At 44.9% G+C, this 13,607-nt stretch carries 9 protein-coding genes; 7 read left to right on the top strand and 2 right to left on the bottom strand.

The annotated features are described in order from the left end of the window. The first annotated feature begins 46 nt into the window (after positions 1 to 46). The 6 genes from KKOR_RS10810 to KKOR_RS10835 all read left to right on the top strand — a co-directional run bounded on the left by KKOR_RS10810 (position 47) and on the right by KKOR_RS10835 (position 10,560). Positions 47 to 721 carry a TIGR00153 family protein gene (locus KKOR_RS10810; RefSeq protein WP_015781166.1) on the top strand — a complete coding sequence of 225 codons (675 nt, stop codon included), beginning with the start codon at positions 47 to 49 and terminating at the stop codon, positions 719 to 721. A 13-nt stretch (positions 722 to 734) separates the two neighbouring features. Further along, a complete protein-coding gene (locus tag KKOR_RS10815) occupies positions 735 to 2,015 on the top strand; it encodes an inorganic phosphate transporter (RefSeq protein ID WP_015781167.1) in 1,281 nt (426 codons plus the stop codon). Positions 2,016 to 2,258: 243 nt separating this feature from the next. Further along, positions 2,259 to 2,849 carry a TIGR04211 family SH3 domain-containing protein gene (locus tag KKOR_RS10820; RefSeq protein ID WP_015781168.1) on the top strand — a complete coding sequence of 197 codons (591 nt, stop codon included), beginning with the start codon at positions 2,259 to 2,261 and terminating at the stop codon, positions 2,847 to 2,849. A gap of 67 nt (positions 2,850 to 2,916) precedes the next feature. Further along, on the top strand, positions 2,917 to 6,075 hold the full coding sequence (gene putA, locus KKOR_RS10825) for a bifunctional proline dehydrogenase/L-glutamate gamma-semialdehyde dehydrogenase PutA (protein WP_015781169.1): 3,159 nt from the start codon (positions 2,917 to 2,919) through the stop codon (positions 6,073 to 6,075). Positions 6,076 to 6,211: 136 nt separating this feature from the next. After that, a complete protein-coding gene (rsmF, locus tag KKOR_RS10830; protein ID WP_015781170.1) occupies positions 6,212 to 7,651 on the top strand; it encodes a 16S rRNA (cytosine(1407)-C(5))-methyltransferase RsmF in 1,440 nt (479 codons plus the stop codon). Positions 7,652 to 7,686: 35 nt separating this feature from the next. Beyond that, the gene (locus KKOR_RS10835) at positions 7,687 to 10,560 is read left to right on the top strand and encodes a M16 family metallopeptidase (RefSeq protein WP_015781171.1); all 2,874 of its coding nucleotides are present in this window, start codon (positions 7,687 to 7,689) and stop codon (positions 10,558 to 10,560) included. Here the strand turns inward: KKOR_RS10835 and KKOR_RS10840 are convergent. Both KKOR_RS10840 and KKOR_RS10845 read right to left on the bottom strand, forming a co-directional pair. Further along, positions 10,550 to 11,296, bottom strand: coding sequence for a general secretion pathway protein GspB (locus tag KKOR_RS10840; RefSeq protein WP_015781172.1), 747 nt, complete (start codon positions 11,294 to 11,296; stop codon positions 10,550 to 10,552). The two genes, KKOR_RS10835 and KKOR_RS10840, sit on opposite strands and share 11 nt — an antisense overlap. Continuing rightward, on the bottom strand, positions 11,297 to 12,988 hold the full coding sequence (locus tag KKOR_RS10845; protein ID WP_015781173.1) for an ExeA family protein: 1,692 nt from the start codon (positions 12,986 to 12,988) through the stop codon (positions 11,297 to 11,299). Between the two features lie 108 nt (positions 12,989 to 13,096). Here KKOR_RS10845 and KKOR_RS10850 point away from each other — a divergent pair, with 108 nt between their 5' ends. Then, the gene (locus tag KKOR_RS10850) at positions 13,097 to 13,567 is read left to right on the top strand and encodes a DUF4124 domain-containing protein (protein WP_015781174.1); all 471 of its coding nucleotides are present in this window, start codon (positions 13,097 to 13,099) and stop codon (positions 13,565 to 13,567) included. The last annotated feature ends 40 nt before the right edge of the window (positions 13,568 to 13,607 follow it).

Raw genomic sequence — 13,607 nt, forward strand, 5'->3', positions numbered from 1 at the left:
AATGTGCACCTTTACTTGTTGGCCCAAATAATCCATTGGGGGATATATGGCTAATTCGATTCTTGATCTTTTTGCATCATCACCTATTCGCCCTATGCAAGACCATATGGCGAAAGTTCATGAGTGTGCCTCTGAACTGAAAAACTTCTTTAAAGCCACTATCGAAGGCAACTGGGAGCAAGCTGATCAGCTTAAAACTCGTATTCGCGAGCTTGAAAATGAAGCGGATGATTTAAAGCACGATTTGCGCATGCACTTGCCGAAAGGCCTTTTCCTTCCGGTAGCGCGTACCGACCTTCTCGCTCTTCTGAGCAAACAAGACAAAATTGCCAATATCGCGCGGGATATATCAGGCTTGGTCTTTGGCCGTAAAATGCAATTCCCAGCTAGCGTTAATGAAGACTTAATGGGGTTGATTCAGCGTTCAATCGACGCATCGGCACAAGCTTTTAAAGCAATCAATGAGTTAGATGAATTATTGGCAACCGGCTTTAGAGGCCGCGAAGCCAGTCTAGTTGAGGAAATGATCGATCAACTGGATATGATTGAAAACGATACAGACGATTTACAACGCGAGTTGTTGTTCAAAATTTTTGAACAGGAAAACGAACTGCCCCCTGTACAGGTCATGTTTATGTATAAGGTAGTACAACAAATCGGTGATTTAGCTGACAGCGCTCAAAGCGTCGGTTCGCGCCTTGAAATGATGATAGCTCGATAAACCGGGGGGAGTCGTGGATTTCATATTACAAAACGCAGATACCTTTATCTGGATAGCGGTAGCATTTGGTTTTTTAATGGCTTTTGGTGTTGGTGCCAATGATGTAGCCAACGCCATGGGAACATCGGTTGGTGCTAAAGCATTAACCCTTAAACAAGCTATTTTCGTTGCTGCCATATTCGAATTTGCCGGTGCTTATCTAGCCGGTGGTCAGGTCACACAGACCATTCGCAAGGGAATTATTGATTCAGCTTATTTTGAAGGCACGCCGGAACTCTTAATTTTTGGCATGATGGCGGCCCTGCTGGCTGCTGGTGTATGGCTGGTTCTTGCTTCTAAATTCGGTTGGCCAGTTTCAACCACCCACTCTATCATCGGTGCCATCGTTGGTTTTGCGGCAGTTGGTGTTAGCGTTGACGCAGTTAGCTGGGGCAAAGTGGGTTCGATCGTCGGTAGTTGGGTTATCACCCCTTTCATTGCTGGTGCTATCGCCTTCCTGATTGTCATGAGCGTGCAAAAACTGATACTTAACCGTTCCAATCCATTTGCAATGGCCAAACGCTACGTTCCGTTCTACATGTTCTTAACTGGCTTTGTGATGGCGTTAGTAACCATCATGAAAGGTCTAAAGCACATTTTTCAGGACCATGATATTAACTTGAGCATGACCGAAACCTACCTTATAGCTATTGGTTTCGGAGCTTTGATTGCTGTTATTGGCGCTCTAGTTATCAGTCGAATTAAAGTAGAAGAGGAAGCTGATAAAGACTACCACTTCTACAGCGTTGAAAAAGTATTCACGGTACTGATGATCGTGACCGCCTGTGGCATGGCATTTGCCCACGGTTCCAATGACGTTGCTAACGCGATTGGCCCATTGGCTGCGATTGTCAGCGTGATTCAAAACGGTGGCGATATTGGTGCCAAAGCAGTAGTTGACCCAAGAATCCTGCTGGTAGGTGCGATTGGTATCGTAATCGGTTTGATTGTATTGGGTAGCCGCGTTATGGCCACCATCGGCCAAAAGATTACTCACTTAACGCCAAGCCGTGGTTTTGCTGCTGAGTTAGCAGCTGCTTCAACGGTCATTATTGCCAGTGGTGCAGGCCTGCCGATTTCAACCACGCAGACTTTGGTTGGTGCCGTTTTAGGGGTGGGTATGGCACGCGGTATTGCGGCATTGAATCTCGGCGTTGTTCGTAACATTCTCGTATCATGGGTTGTTACCTTGCCAGCCGGCGCAATATTGTCAGTGATATTCTTCTTTATCTTTAAGGCACTATTCAGCTTTTAATCCCTAAAATAGCTTGAATAAGTGCAACTAATTAGCCCCTTTGTGGGCTAATTAACACTTAATAACAAACGGTTTTAAGCCTTCTAAATCAGTAGCTTAAAGCCGTTTTTTTATACCTGACAAGCCCACCTAAAGCAATATGCCAATTAGTCTTAACGACAACCCTTCCCCCATTCTTTGACCTGCTATATACTTGCCCCTTTATTTACGATTAAGCTCAAAATTTAACCGTTAGGATTGATTATGTTTCGTCTACTTTTAGTGTTTTTACTGCTGACCACAAACCAGTTTGCACAAGCAGCTGATCCAGCTCAAAACACTGACACCGAAAGCCAGTACTATGTGTCCGATGAAATTGGAGTCATCATGCGCAGCGGTCCGACCAATCGCTATCGCGTTACTGGTCGCCTGGTTGCCGGAACACCTATTGAAGTTTTGGCCTCGGATACTGCTAACGAGAGTAGCCAGGTTCGCACAGCTGATGGCGACGAAGGCTGGATTCAATCCCAATATGTCACCGATCAGCCAACTGTTCGCGCCTTATATGCTGAGCTACAAACTGAGCATGAGGCGCTAAAACAAGAGTTGGCTCAAACCAAGCAGCAAGTTGCTGACAAACAGAATGTGATTACGCTCAATGATCAGCTGCAACAACAGGTTTCCGAACTGCAAAATGAATCGGATACCTTGCGCCAACAAAACGAACTGTTGAAAGGTCGTTTTCACAAAGATGTTTTTTATGCAGGTGCTTTTGTCCTGCTAGTGGGCATGCTAATCAGCTGGGTTCTATCCCGCTTTAGCATGAAACGCCGTCAGCGCTCCGGTTGGCGTTGACGTTTTTAGGTTGTACTTTAGGTTCTGTTGAACTTAGCCAGTACATTGTTATTAGGTAATTGCCGTAATGTTTAAAGCCAGTCAAATCCTGTCAGATTCTTATCAGCAACTCTCGCTGAGCGAGTGGCAGGAAATTATCACCCAAAACTACTCTGTCGATGAGTCGAGCTACTTACAGGAACTGTTAGAGCTCGCTACCCCTGACGACAAAACCGTCAATATCATTACCCACCAGGCTGCACAGCTGGTCGAAGAAATCCGACAAAGTAGCAAGTCGCGGGAAGGTGTCGAAGCCTTTTTGCAACAATACAGCCTGAGTACCAAGGAAGGTGTGATTCTAATGTGTCTGGCGGAAGCGCTGTTGCGTATTCCTGATGCCAATGTTGCCAATGCACTTATTCGTGACAAACTTAGCGCTGCTGAGTGGAAAAAGCATACTGGTCAAAGTGAATCTCTTCTGGTCAATGCTTCGACCTGGGGCTTGATGTTGACCGGTAAAATCGTTGACGTTGATCAGGACGGTGACGGTAAGCCTGATACCTTGTTAAAAGGGTTGATTGCCAAATTTGGTGAGCCCGTGATTCGCCAGGCAATGAATCAGGCAATGCGTTTAATGGGGCGTCAATTTGTACTGGGTCGTAGCATTAAAGAAGCCATGAAGCGTGGTGTTAAAAGCGTTGAGAAAGGCTATACCCATTCTTTCGATATGTTAGGTGAAGCAGCTTATACTGCTCATGATGCGCACCGTTATTACGAAGCCTACAGCAAAGCAATTCAAGAGATTGGCCAGATAAAAGTTAAAGAAGGTCAGTTAGCACCCAGTATCTCGATCAAATTATCAGCACTTCACCCACGTTATGAAGTTGGTCAAAAAGATCGTGTCATGACGGAAATGGTTGATACGCTGTTAAAGCTCGTTAAGCAGGCGCGTGATTTAGATGTCGCCGTGACGATTGATGCTGAAGAAGCGGATCGCCTTGAGTTGTCTCTGGATATTTTCGAAGCACTCTATACGTCGGAAATTTGCCAGGATTGGGCTGGTTTAGGCATGGTGATTCAAGCCTATTCCAAGCGCGCCCTGCCAGCTTTAGGGTGGCTAGATGCATTGTCTCGCAAACATGGTCGTCGTATTCCTCTTCGCCTGGTCAAAGGCGCATATTGGGATTCTGAGATCAAATGGTCACAACAGGCCGGTTTGAGTAACTATCCGGTATTTACCCGCAAAGCAGGTACAGATGTGTCTTACTTGGCTTGTGCGCGTTTTATCATGAGTACTCAGGACAGTTTCTACCCGCAGTTTGCCACTCACAACGCGCAAACTGTTTTTAGCATTATGGAAATGGCGGACCAACGTCGTGACTTTGAATTCCAGCGCTTACACGGCATGGGTGAGATTCTGTATGACAAGGTATTAGAGCGCTATCCCGGTTTGAAATGCCGTATCTACGCGCCGGTAGGCAACCACAAAGAATTGCTGCCTTATCTGGTGCGTCGCCTATTGGAAAATGGTGCCAATACCTCTTTCGTCCACCAGTTGGTCGATAAAGCGACTCCGGTGATGAGCCTGGTAGAACATCCCTGTCTTGTTCTCAAGCGTTATCCAACCTTGCACAATGACCGGATTCCATTGCCGCCCCATATTTATGGTCCTGACCGCGTTAACTCAGCAGGTACTAATCTCCACATTAACAGCCAGATCGAGCCTTTTATGCAAAACGTACAACAGTATTTAGACAATCAATGGCACGCCAAGCCCATTATTGATGGTAAAGAACTTACCACTAACGAAGAAGCCGTCTTCTGCCCGTATGACAATGCGCATCAGATCGGCACGGTCCACAAAGTCAGCGAAGAGATGGCACTTGATGCCTTAACTATCGCGCAAAAAAACTTTATCGCCTGGGACATGACGCCAGTTGAGCAGCGCGCGCAGATCCTCGAGAAAATAGCAGATGTGTTTGAAGAAAACGAAGCTGAACTGATTGCATTGTGTAGTCGCGATGGCGGTAAAACCATGCAGGACGGTATTGATGAAGTTCGCGAAGCAGTGGATTTTTGCCGCTTTTACGCCAACAACGCACGTAAAGATTTCGGCCAGGAAATTACTCTGCCTGGACCGACCGGCGAAAGCAATCACCTCTACCTTCAAGGTCGCGGCGTGTTTGCCTGTATCAGCCCATGGAACTTCCCATTAGCCATCTTCACGGGTCAGGTAGTAGCTGCCCTGGTTGCTGGTAATACCGTTCTGGCAAAACCTGCTGACCAAACCACATTGGTGGCTTATCGCGCGGTTCAATTGATGCACAAAGCTGGCGTTCCAACCAGCGTATTACAATTTGTGCCTTGTCGTGGCTCTACTTTTGGCAACCTTATTTTGTCTGACATTCGCGTTGCAGGCGTTTGCTTCACTGGTTCAACCTCAACCGCACAAATCATCAACCGTACATTAGCTACACGCGATGGCATGCTATCGCCGCTAATTGCTGAAACTGGTGGTCAAAACGCCATGATCGTGGACAGCTCAGCGTTGCCAGAGCAAGTGGTTGCCGACGTTATTCAGTCAGCTTTCACCAGCGCCGGTCAACGTTGTTCAGCACTACGTGTGCTTTATGTACAGGAAGATGTTGCTGATCGCATTCTGGAAGTGCTTTCCGGTGCTATGCAGGAGTTGAAACTGGGCGACCCGACTGACTTGTCTACTGACATTGGGCCAGTAATCGACGCGGTTTCGCGGGAAGAGTTAGCAGGCCATGTTGAACAGTTACGCGCAACAGGTAACTTAATTGCTGAGACGCCAATGCCTGCAGGTCTTGAAAAAGGCTGCTACTTAGCTCCAACAGCATTCTTTATCAATCATATCAACGATTTGACTCAAGAGTGGTTTGGTCCGATTTTGCATGTCATTAAATACAAAGCGAAAGATCTGGATAAGGTCATTGACCAGATTAATGGTTATGGCTTTGGTTTGACGCTCGGCATTCATTCACGCAACGAAAGCACCGCCACTTACATTGATAAGCGTGCCCGTGTCGGTAACGTCTATATCAACCGTAATATGATTGGTGCTACTGTTGGCGTGCAGCCGTTTGGTGGTCAAGGTCTATCCGGAACCGGCCCGAAAGCAGGCGGTCCATTCTATCTGCACCGTTTTGCTACCGAGCATACGCGCACCAATAACACCGCAGCGATAGGCGGTAATGCTACCTTGCTGTCGTTAGGCGATTAGTTCAATTCAAGGTAAACTTAAAGGGCATCGGGGCTATTAACACTCCCGGTGCCCTTTTTTATTGCCCCTTATTTTTAATGATTCTTTTTTATGATTACGTTTAAATATTACGTCTAATGAATATGACCACGCCTCTATGAAAAATATCTCACCAGACTTTATTGCTCACATCAGTCAGCAGCTTAACGATCCCGATGCGTTACAAGCATTGCTGGATTACAGCCAGAAGCCATTGCGCAAAAGTATTCGCATTAACCCGTTAAGAGCCAATAAAGAAGTGGTGGTCAACGAATGGCAACAAGCTGGTTATAAACTGGATCCTATACCCTGGTGTGATGATGGCTTCTGGATTGATGAAACGTATAAACCGCTGGCAGATGGTTTTGGTAAATTACTGCCACATTTGGCTGGCCAGTTTTATATTCAGGAGTCGAGCTCTATGCTGCCCGTCAGCGCCTTGTTTGCCGCTCATCCTGACCCAACGATGGTACTGGATGTGGCGGCGGCTCCTGGCTCAAAAACCACTCAGATTTCTGCAGCCATGAACAATGACGGACTAGTTGTTGCCAATGAACTATCCTCTTCCAGACTCAAAGTTCTGTACGCCAACCTGGAGCGTACAGGAGTCAGCAATACCATCCTGTGCCACCATGATGGTCGTCAGTTCGGCGAAGCAACCAAGCAAACCTTTGATGCGATCTTGCTGGATGCTCCCTGCGGTGGAGAAGGCACAGTACGTAAAGATCCTGAGGCATTAAGCAACTGGTCATTAGCTAGCGTTTTAAGCATCTCTGAGTTGCAGAAAGAACTGATTATGAGTGCTTTCAATGCACTCAAGCCTGGTGGCACTCTGGTTTATTCCACCTGCACCCTATCCAAAGAAGAAAACCAGTTGGTGTGTCAGCACTTGCTGGATACCCATTCAAACAGCGTAGAAATTTTTCCGCTAAATGCACTGTTTGCAGGTGCTGATAAAGTTGCCACTCCCGAAGGCTATTTGCACCTATACCCACATCTTTTCGATAGCGAAGGCTTCTTTGTCGCCTGCTTTAAGAAAAAACCAACGCCCGTTACCGATAAATTTAATCATGATAGCGCGCTTAGCTCTCGCTTCCCCTTCTCTCCTTTAACCAACAAGGAATATCAAGAACTTGAGCACCACTGCGCTGCTCTGGGCTGGTCTTTAGAGCCACATAAAAAGCAACTGTGGAAACGCGATAACGAAATATGGTACTTCCCACAAGGTATTGAAAAGCTGATTGGCAAGCTACGCATGAGTCGAATTGGTGTTAAACTGGCTGAAAGCCACCGTAGTGGCTATCGCCTGCAACACCAGGCCGCCACTACTTTTGGCCATGAATTCAAACAACAAGTTTATGAACTCAATAGCCAACAAGCGGTCGAGTATTATCAAGGGCGTGATATTAGTATTGAGAAATCTGATAGCCTGACAAAAGGCGAAGTGGCAGTTCTTTATCAGGGCACTGTGATTGGCCTGGCTAAAAATCTGGGCAATAAATTAAAAAACTCTTTGCCTCGAAATTTAGTGCAAGACAATCCTTTTGCCACACTTTAATACTGCCAGCATTGATATAAATTGTGGAACATTTAATGAAACAAGTAATGACCTACTTAGCGAAATATAAGACCCTCGTCTTTTTATGTGGTTTGAGCTTTTTAGCTGCTTGCCAGACCTTAACGCCCACAGAAAAGACCAACCAGCTTCCGCTTTCGCCGGAAGTTACCAGTGGTAAGTTGGACAATGGTATTACCTACTATATTCACCCAAACCGTAAGCCCAAAGAACGTGCTTATATCACCCTGTTGCTTAACGTCGGCTCATTGCAGGAACAAGATCGCGAACGCGGTGCTGCTCACTTTGTTGAACATATGGCGTTTAATGGTTCGACCCACTTTAATAAAAACGACCTGGTGACTACGCTTGAAAGTTTGGGAATGACCTTTGGCTCAGACATCAACGCCTTCACCGGATTCGATAACACCCGCTATCACTTAGAAATCCCAACTGACGATCCCGAGAACTGGTCTACGGTTTCGTTAATTCTTGATGACTGGATCACCGGTATCAAATTTGAGCCGGAAGATGTTGAGCAAGAACGCAAAGTTATTCTCTCCGAGAAACGTGCTCGTAAAGGGTTGGGGGAACGGTTATCTGAAGTGTTAAACCCTATCAATTATGGCGATGCTCGCCATGCTGACAGAATGCCAATTGGTATTGATGAAGCACTGACATCAATGTCAGCAGAAGACCTTAAAGCTTTCCATCAGAAGTGGTATCAACCGCATAATATGGCTCTTATCATCACCGGTGATGTTCAGCCCGATAATGCCATCAAGTTATTCAATAACACTATTGGTCAGATTAAGCCATCCAATGACCTCAAACCTCAGGAATATTTGATTCCCGGGCAAATTGAGCCGGCTTATGCAGTCTTAACTGATCAGGAAATCTTGAGCCGTTCTATCAATGTGCGCTACCAAACTCATAGCGTGACTCTCGATAATTTTGATTCACTGCGTTACCGGCTGCTAAATCAGATGATTATCAGCCTCTTTAATAACCGAATGTATGAGCTGTCAGATGGCGCAGAGAAGCCCTTCGAAGGAGCTAGCTTAGGCTATTCACAGTTAGGTAATGACAAGTTACTGTTTAACTTTTCAGTGACGCCAAAAGATGGTTCTTTTGAGCAAAGTTATCAGCGTCTTTTTGAAGAAATTAAACGTGTTGAGCAACATGGCTTCCTTACCAGCGAACTTGAGCGCTATCGCAAGGAAGTATTAAACAGTAGTTTATTAGCCGTTGAAGATATGGACTCTATCCATTCCCGGAATCTGTCTGACCGTTACATGTCTCATTTCTTATATGGCGAACATTATTTTTCAACTATCCAGCGCCATGTCTTGCTGGAAACAATTCTACCCACCATTAGCGCCGAAGAAGTCTCTGCACATTTTGATCGTCTGCTGGCCAGTAACCTTCACTCAATTATTGTCTATGCACCAGAACAAGAAAAACCTGATGCTGATTTAGAAGAAAAACTTTTCGCAGCGCTCAATAAAGAAATTGAACTGGCAAGCTACTCTGAGTCTGACTTAGCCGATCCCCTAATGGCTACACTACCCGAGAAAGGCCATATTATTGATAAAACTGATATTAAAGCTGTTGATGCCATTGACTATCGGTTGAGTAATGGTGCACGGGTTATTATTCGCCCGAGTGACCTTTCAAATACCGAAGTATTCCTGTCAGCATACGCGCCTGGCGGCTATTCCCTTGCCACCCTCGAGCAACAACGCTCGGCTATGGAATCAGCAAAACTAGTGGCAGCCTCAGGCATCGGTAATTACTCAAGAACTGATTTAGGAAAAAAACTATACGATAAAACCGTTCAATTGCAATTGAACATCGGGCGTTACTATTCCCAGCTAAGCTCTAGCAGCGCCCCCAAAGATTTGGAGCTAATGTTGCAGTTAGCCCATTTATATTTTACCGAGCCAAAGATTGACGCCGATGTCGTAGATAATTATCGTGAGTCGGTTATTCAATATCAAAAAAATAGGCTGAATGATCCTGAGCAAAAATATGCTGACGAACTTCACCGGCTAATGACAGATAATCACCCAAGATCGCAACCTTGGTCCGTTGAAGAAGCACGGAAAATTGATCGTGAGATTGCGTTGAACTTTTACAAAGATCGTTTCCAAAAAGCCAATAATTTTACCTTTGTTATTGTCGGCAATATTAAACCAACAGAGGTAGAGCCTCTCATCGAACAATACATTGCCAGCCTACCTGCAGATGAGAATAAGGAAACATGGCAGGATGAAAATATCCGTACTGTCCAGCGCGATATTCATTTTGCACGAGACACCGCGCTAGATGAAAAAACGAAAGTCTTTTTAAACTACCATAAGCCAATTGATCAGTATATTTCTGAAACTCGATTCCGTTTGGGCCTTTATGAAGAAATTCTACAACAGGAACTACAGGCAAAATTAAGAGAAGAACTTGGTGAAGTGTATTCGATTGGGGTTGGTGCCGGCGTTGATCGTTATCCAACGGAATGGTTTAACCTATCCATCAGTTTTAATGCGGAGCCAGGTCGCGAGCAATTACTGATAGATACCATTCAGGAAGTCATTCAGCAGACTTTATCCGAACCGCTTCCACAGGATAAGCTTGACACAATCAAACAGCAGCGCCGTATGTCATTTACTGAAGGGCAACAGAGTAATCACTTCTGGCTGGGACAAATTATGTTGTATGAGCGCGAGGATATTGATTACTCATACTTCACCAATTATATGTCGCGCTTAGAGGCTGTGAGCACAAAGCAAATTCAAGATACGGCTAATATGCTTTTCGAAGATAGTTATCTGATTACCAGTATTATGCGCCCGAAAGATGATGCCGATATGGCCAACAAGGATGAACAAGAAACTGAACGGGCCGTTACGGATTAACATCAGTCAATCCAGGGACAATCACTTGTTGTCCCTGGTAATTAACCAATAAATCATTCTCCATAATATCCTCTACCACCATCCCCTTTGAAATGGTATCGCCAATGCTATAAGCCTTACCATTAAGCATAACAAACCTATCTTCAGGCTCGGTAGCAAATATATGGGTGGTATAAATTAGGGTTGGCCAATGCTCATGATCAATGGCTGCTAGAAATACTGGTTTGTTACTACTCTTGCTGGCTTGACTAACCTGTATTTGTTGCTGGGTTTCGGCTTGCTCCAAAACTTCAGTTACTGGGCGTCGACTGACTGCTTCGATCACTGGTTTTGCACTTTGCTGAACCACTGGCTGCTGAACTTCAAGCGGAGCTTTTTTGACAACCAAGCCTGTAGTCTCCGAACCATTAATCAACTCAACAGATTTATCATCAGCGCTATTATTTTTCACCACAGCTTCAGCAGTCTCAGTTGTCGCTAATACTTCTTGCGGCGAGCTATCTTGCTGATGGTTTATCAGCATGTCAGCTTTTATGTCATTCGGTGCTGGCTTTAAAAGTAACCATATAACTACTGCAAACAAAACGACAATAACGGCGAATATAGGCAACAACCAGCGCTTACTGTCATTGTCATCAATAAATGCTGTATGCTGATGTTCGCTGTTGAGGCTTGGTACCTCACCATCTTTCTGACCTGCCTCAGTTTTTTTGATTGCGTCAAGAATATAAGACATCTAGTTGCCCGCCTGTAAACTGTCTGATAAAAGTTTAGGGATACTGGGTTCAGCTAAATTATTAATAACCATAATCGAATGCTTGCCTAAAATGCCATCCGATACTAAGCCGTGTTCCATTTGGAATAGCGACAACCAATCTGACACCTGTTCTGAAAAAATATTACCGGGTTTAATAACAAGACCTTCATTCCTTTCAATAAAACTCGTTAACCAACTGACCGCACTACCACGACCACCGACTCCAATTGGCTCATTAAAGCCTGGTGGCTTTTTCCAGAATAATCGGTATTCACCAGTCCAAAGTGGGTTTAATTTTTTTCGTTCAATAGTCACCTGATTTTCACCAAACTGCATGACCACCGCTTGATCGTGAATGCTAATTAGGGTTCCCCAAAAATCACCACCTTGCACTGTTGAGAACTTTAAATTTGCCGGACGATTGAGCTGACCTAAAAACTTCCAGTCTGTCATACCTTGATCGCAACCTAATCCATAAGTCACTGACAAACTACAGGCATCGACCGATTGAAATGGTGAGTAGGAAATTCCCCATAAAGCCAGCAAGTTCTGGCTAGCAATAACACCACTGCGATCCCAACTTTGCTCTCCCCAGAAATCTTCTGCTAATTCACTAGGACTTTTTTTAATTTCAATTTTGGGGAGCTCTTGCTCAATGCTTTTGAAACTAGAGTCATTTATAGCAGCAACGGAGTTTGATTCTAAATTTTGATTCTCCGTAGGCTTAACCATGGTTTGCTCCACGGTTTTATCAAACAAACCAAAAGACCATGCAGCAACTCCAAGGGTGAGCCCAACGACTAATACCGGAACAGCCCATTTCCAATGCTGGGTTACTGGTGCCGCTGGTGGGTAATCAGTTTTATGACCCAGCACCTCTTCAACGGCTTTATTCACGGTCCGTGTATCCACATGATGCAAGTTATCCGCAAAAGCTCCCAGCATAGCTCTGTCACTAATCACATTGATCAGTCGAGGTATGCCGCCACTGGCTTTGTGAATCAGTTTCATCGCTTTAGATTTAAATACAGGACGCATAACACCAGCGATTCGCAACCGATGCTCAAGGTACGATTTAGTTTCATTAAGGGATAAGGGACGAAGGTGATAACGGGCTGTAATTCGTTGAGCTAACTGACGCAGCTCTTTCTTAGCCAGCAATTCTTGTAACTCGGGCTGGCCAATCAATATAATTTGCAGCAGTTTTTTCTGGTTGGTTTCAAGATTGGTCAATAAGCGTATCTGCTCCAACACTTCCACGCTTAAATTCTGCGCCTCATCAATCATCAGTACGGTATTTAAACCTTGCTCATGATTATCCAGCAGGCGACGGCTCAGGAGATCAGTAAAGGTCTTTAGGCTCGACTCTTTGGCATCATAGCCAATACCCAGCTCATCACACATAGTGGCCATTAGCTCGATGGCATTCAGCTTTGGATTGAGAATGTAGGCAAGTCGTACATTGCCAGGAAGCTGTTCCAGCAAACAACGGCAGACCGTTGTTTTTCCGGTACCCACTTCGCCAGTTAACAGCACAAAGCCGCCTCCAGCGCCAATCCCATATAACAGGTGCGCCAAAGCATCACGATGGCGCTCGCTCATGAATAAGTAGCGAGGGTCCGGTGCGATGGTAAACGGTGTTTCTTTTAATCCGAAGAAATCGTTGTACATATTGGCTCTATTTCCCAAAGTTCCTTATTGAATATTGTATAGTTATTGTGCTTTGCATATTATGACCCATTATTTATAACCTCTCAATCTAAGGGATAGCGTGTGAAGATGCACGGACTTTTACTAACATTTACTTTGATTATTATGCTCTCCTTCACGGCGGCAAGTCAGGCCTTTGAAGGTAAAATTTATAAATGGACTGATAAGAATGGCAAAATCCACTTCTCGGATAAACCGCCTAAAGATCAATCGATTAAAGCTGAAGAGCAAAAGATAGACTCCAGTAAACTGACTGTTACCAGCATGCCCCGCTCCCAGAAGCAAACTAATCTTTCATCTGCAGAGTGTCAGGCAGCCACTGATAACCTGAAACAGACTGAACCACTTTACCGCGGTGAGCTGGTGGAAAAACTAGCCCAAAAGCAAATTAATGATGAACAATTTGCTCAAGGACTAGCCAAGCTGGATAACCTGAGAAAAATTACCAGCCCCGATAGTTGTAAAAATGCGCAACCTGAAGACCGAGCTTTGTTAAACTGTCTGGCACAGAACAAAGATGCGAGAAGCTGTATAAAATAGCAATACAAAAACGATACAGGACAACTAAACAAACACACTC

The organism is Kangiella koreensis DSM 16069, from assembly GCF_000024085.1.
Classification (GTDB): domain Bacteria; phylum Pseudomonadota; class Gammaproteobacteria; order Enterobacterales; family Kangiellaceae; genus Kangiella; species Kangiella koreensis.

What these genes read in the sequence shown, in the direction of transcription:
- KKOR_RS10840 (WP_015781172.1), bottom strand. Translation starts at nt 11,296, where the DNA reads ATGTCTTATATTCTTGACGCAATCAAAAAAACTGAGGCAGGTCAGAAA.
- KKOR_RS10810 (WP_015781166.1), top strand. Translation starts at nt 47, where the DNA reads ATGGCTAATTCGATTCTTGATCTTTTTGCATCATCACCTATTCGCCCT.
- KKOR_RS10850 (WP_015781174.1), top strand. Translation starts at nt 13,097, where the DNA reads ATGCACGGACTTTTACTAACATTTACTTTGATTATTATGCTCTCCTTC.
- rsmF (WP_015781170.1), top strand. Translation starts at nt 6,212, where the DNA reads ATGAAAAATATCTCACCAGACTTTATTGCTCACATCAGTCAGCAGCTT.
- KKOR_RS10820 (WP_015781168.1), top strand. Translation starts at nt 2,259, where the DNA reads ATGTTTCGTCTACTTTTAGTGTTTTTACTGCTGACCACAAACCAGTTT.
- KKOR_RS10845 (WP_015781173.1), bottom strand. Translation starts at nt 12,988, where the DNA reads ATGTACAACGATTTCTTCGGATTAAAAGAAACACCGTTTACCATCGCA.
- putA (WP_015781169.1), top strand. Translation starts at nt 2,917, where the DNA reads ATGTTTAAAGCCAGTCAAATCCTGTCAGATTCTTATCAGCAACTCTCG.
- KKOR_RS10835 (WP_015781171.1), top strand. Translation starts at nt 7,687, where the DNA reads ATGAAACAAGTAATGACCTACTTAGCGAAATATAAGACCCTCGTCTTT.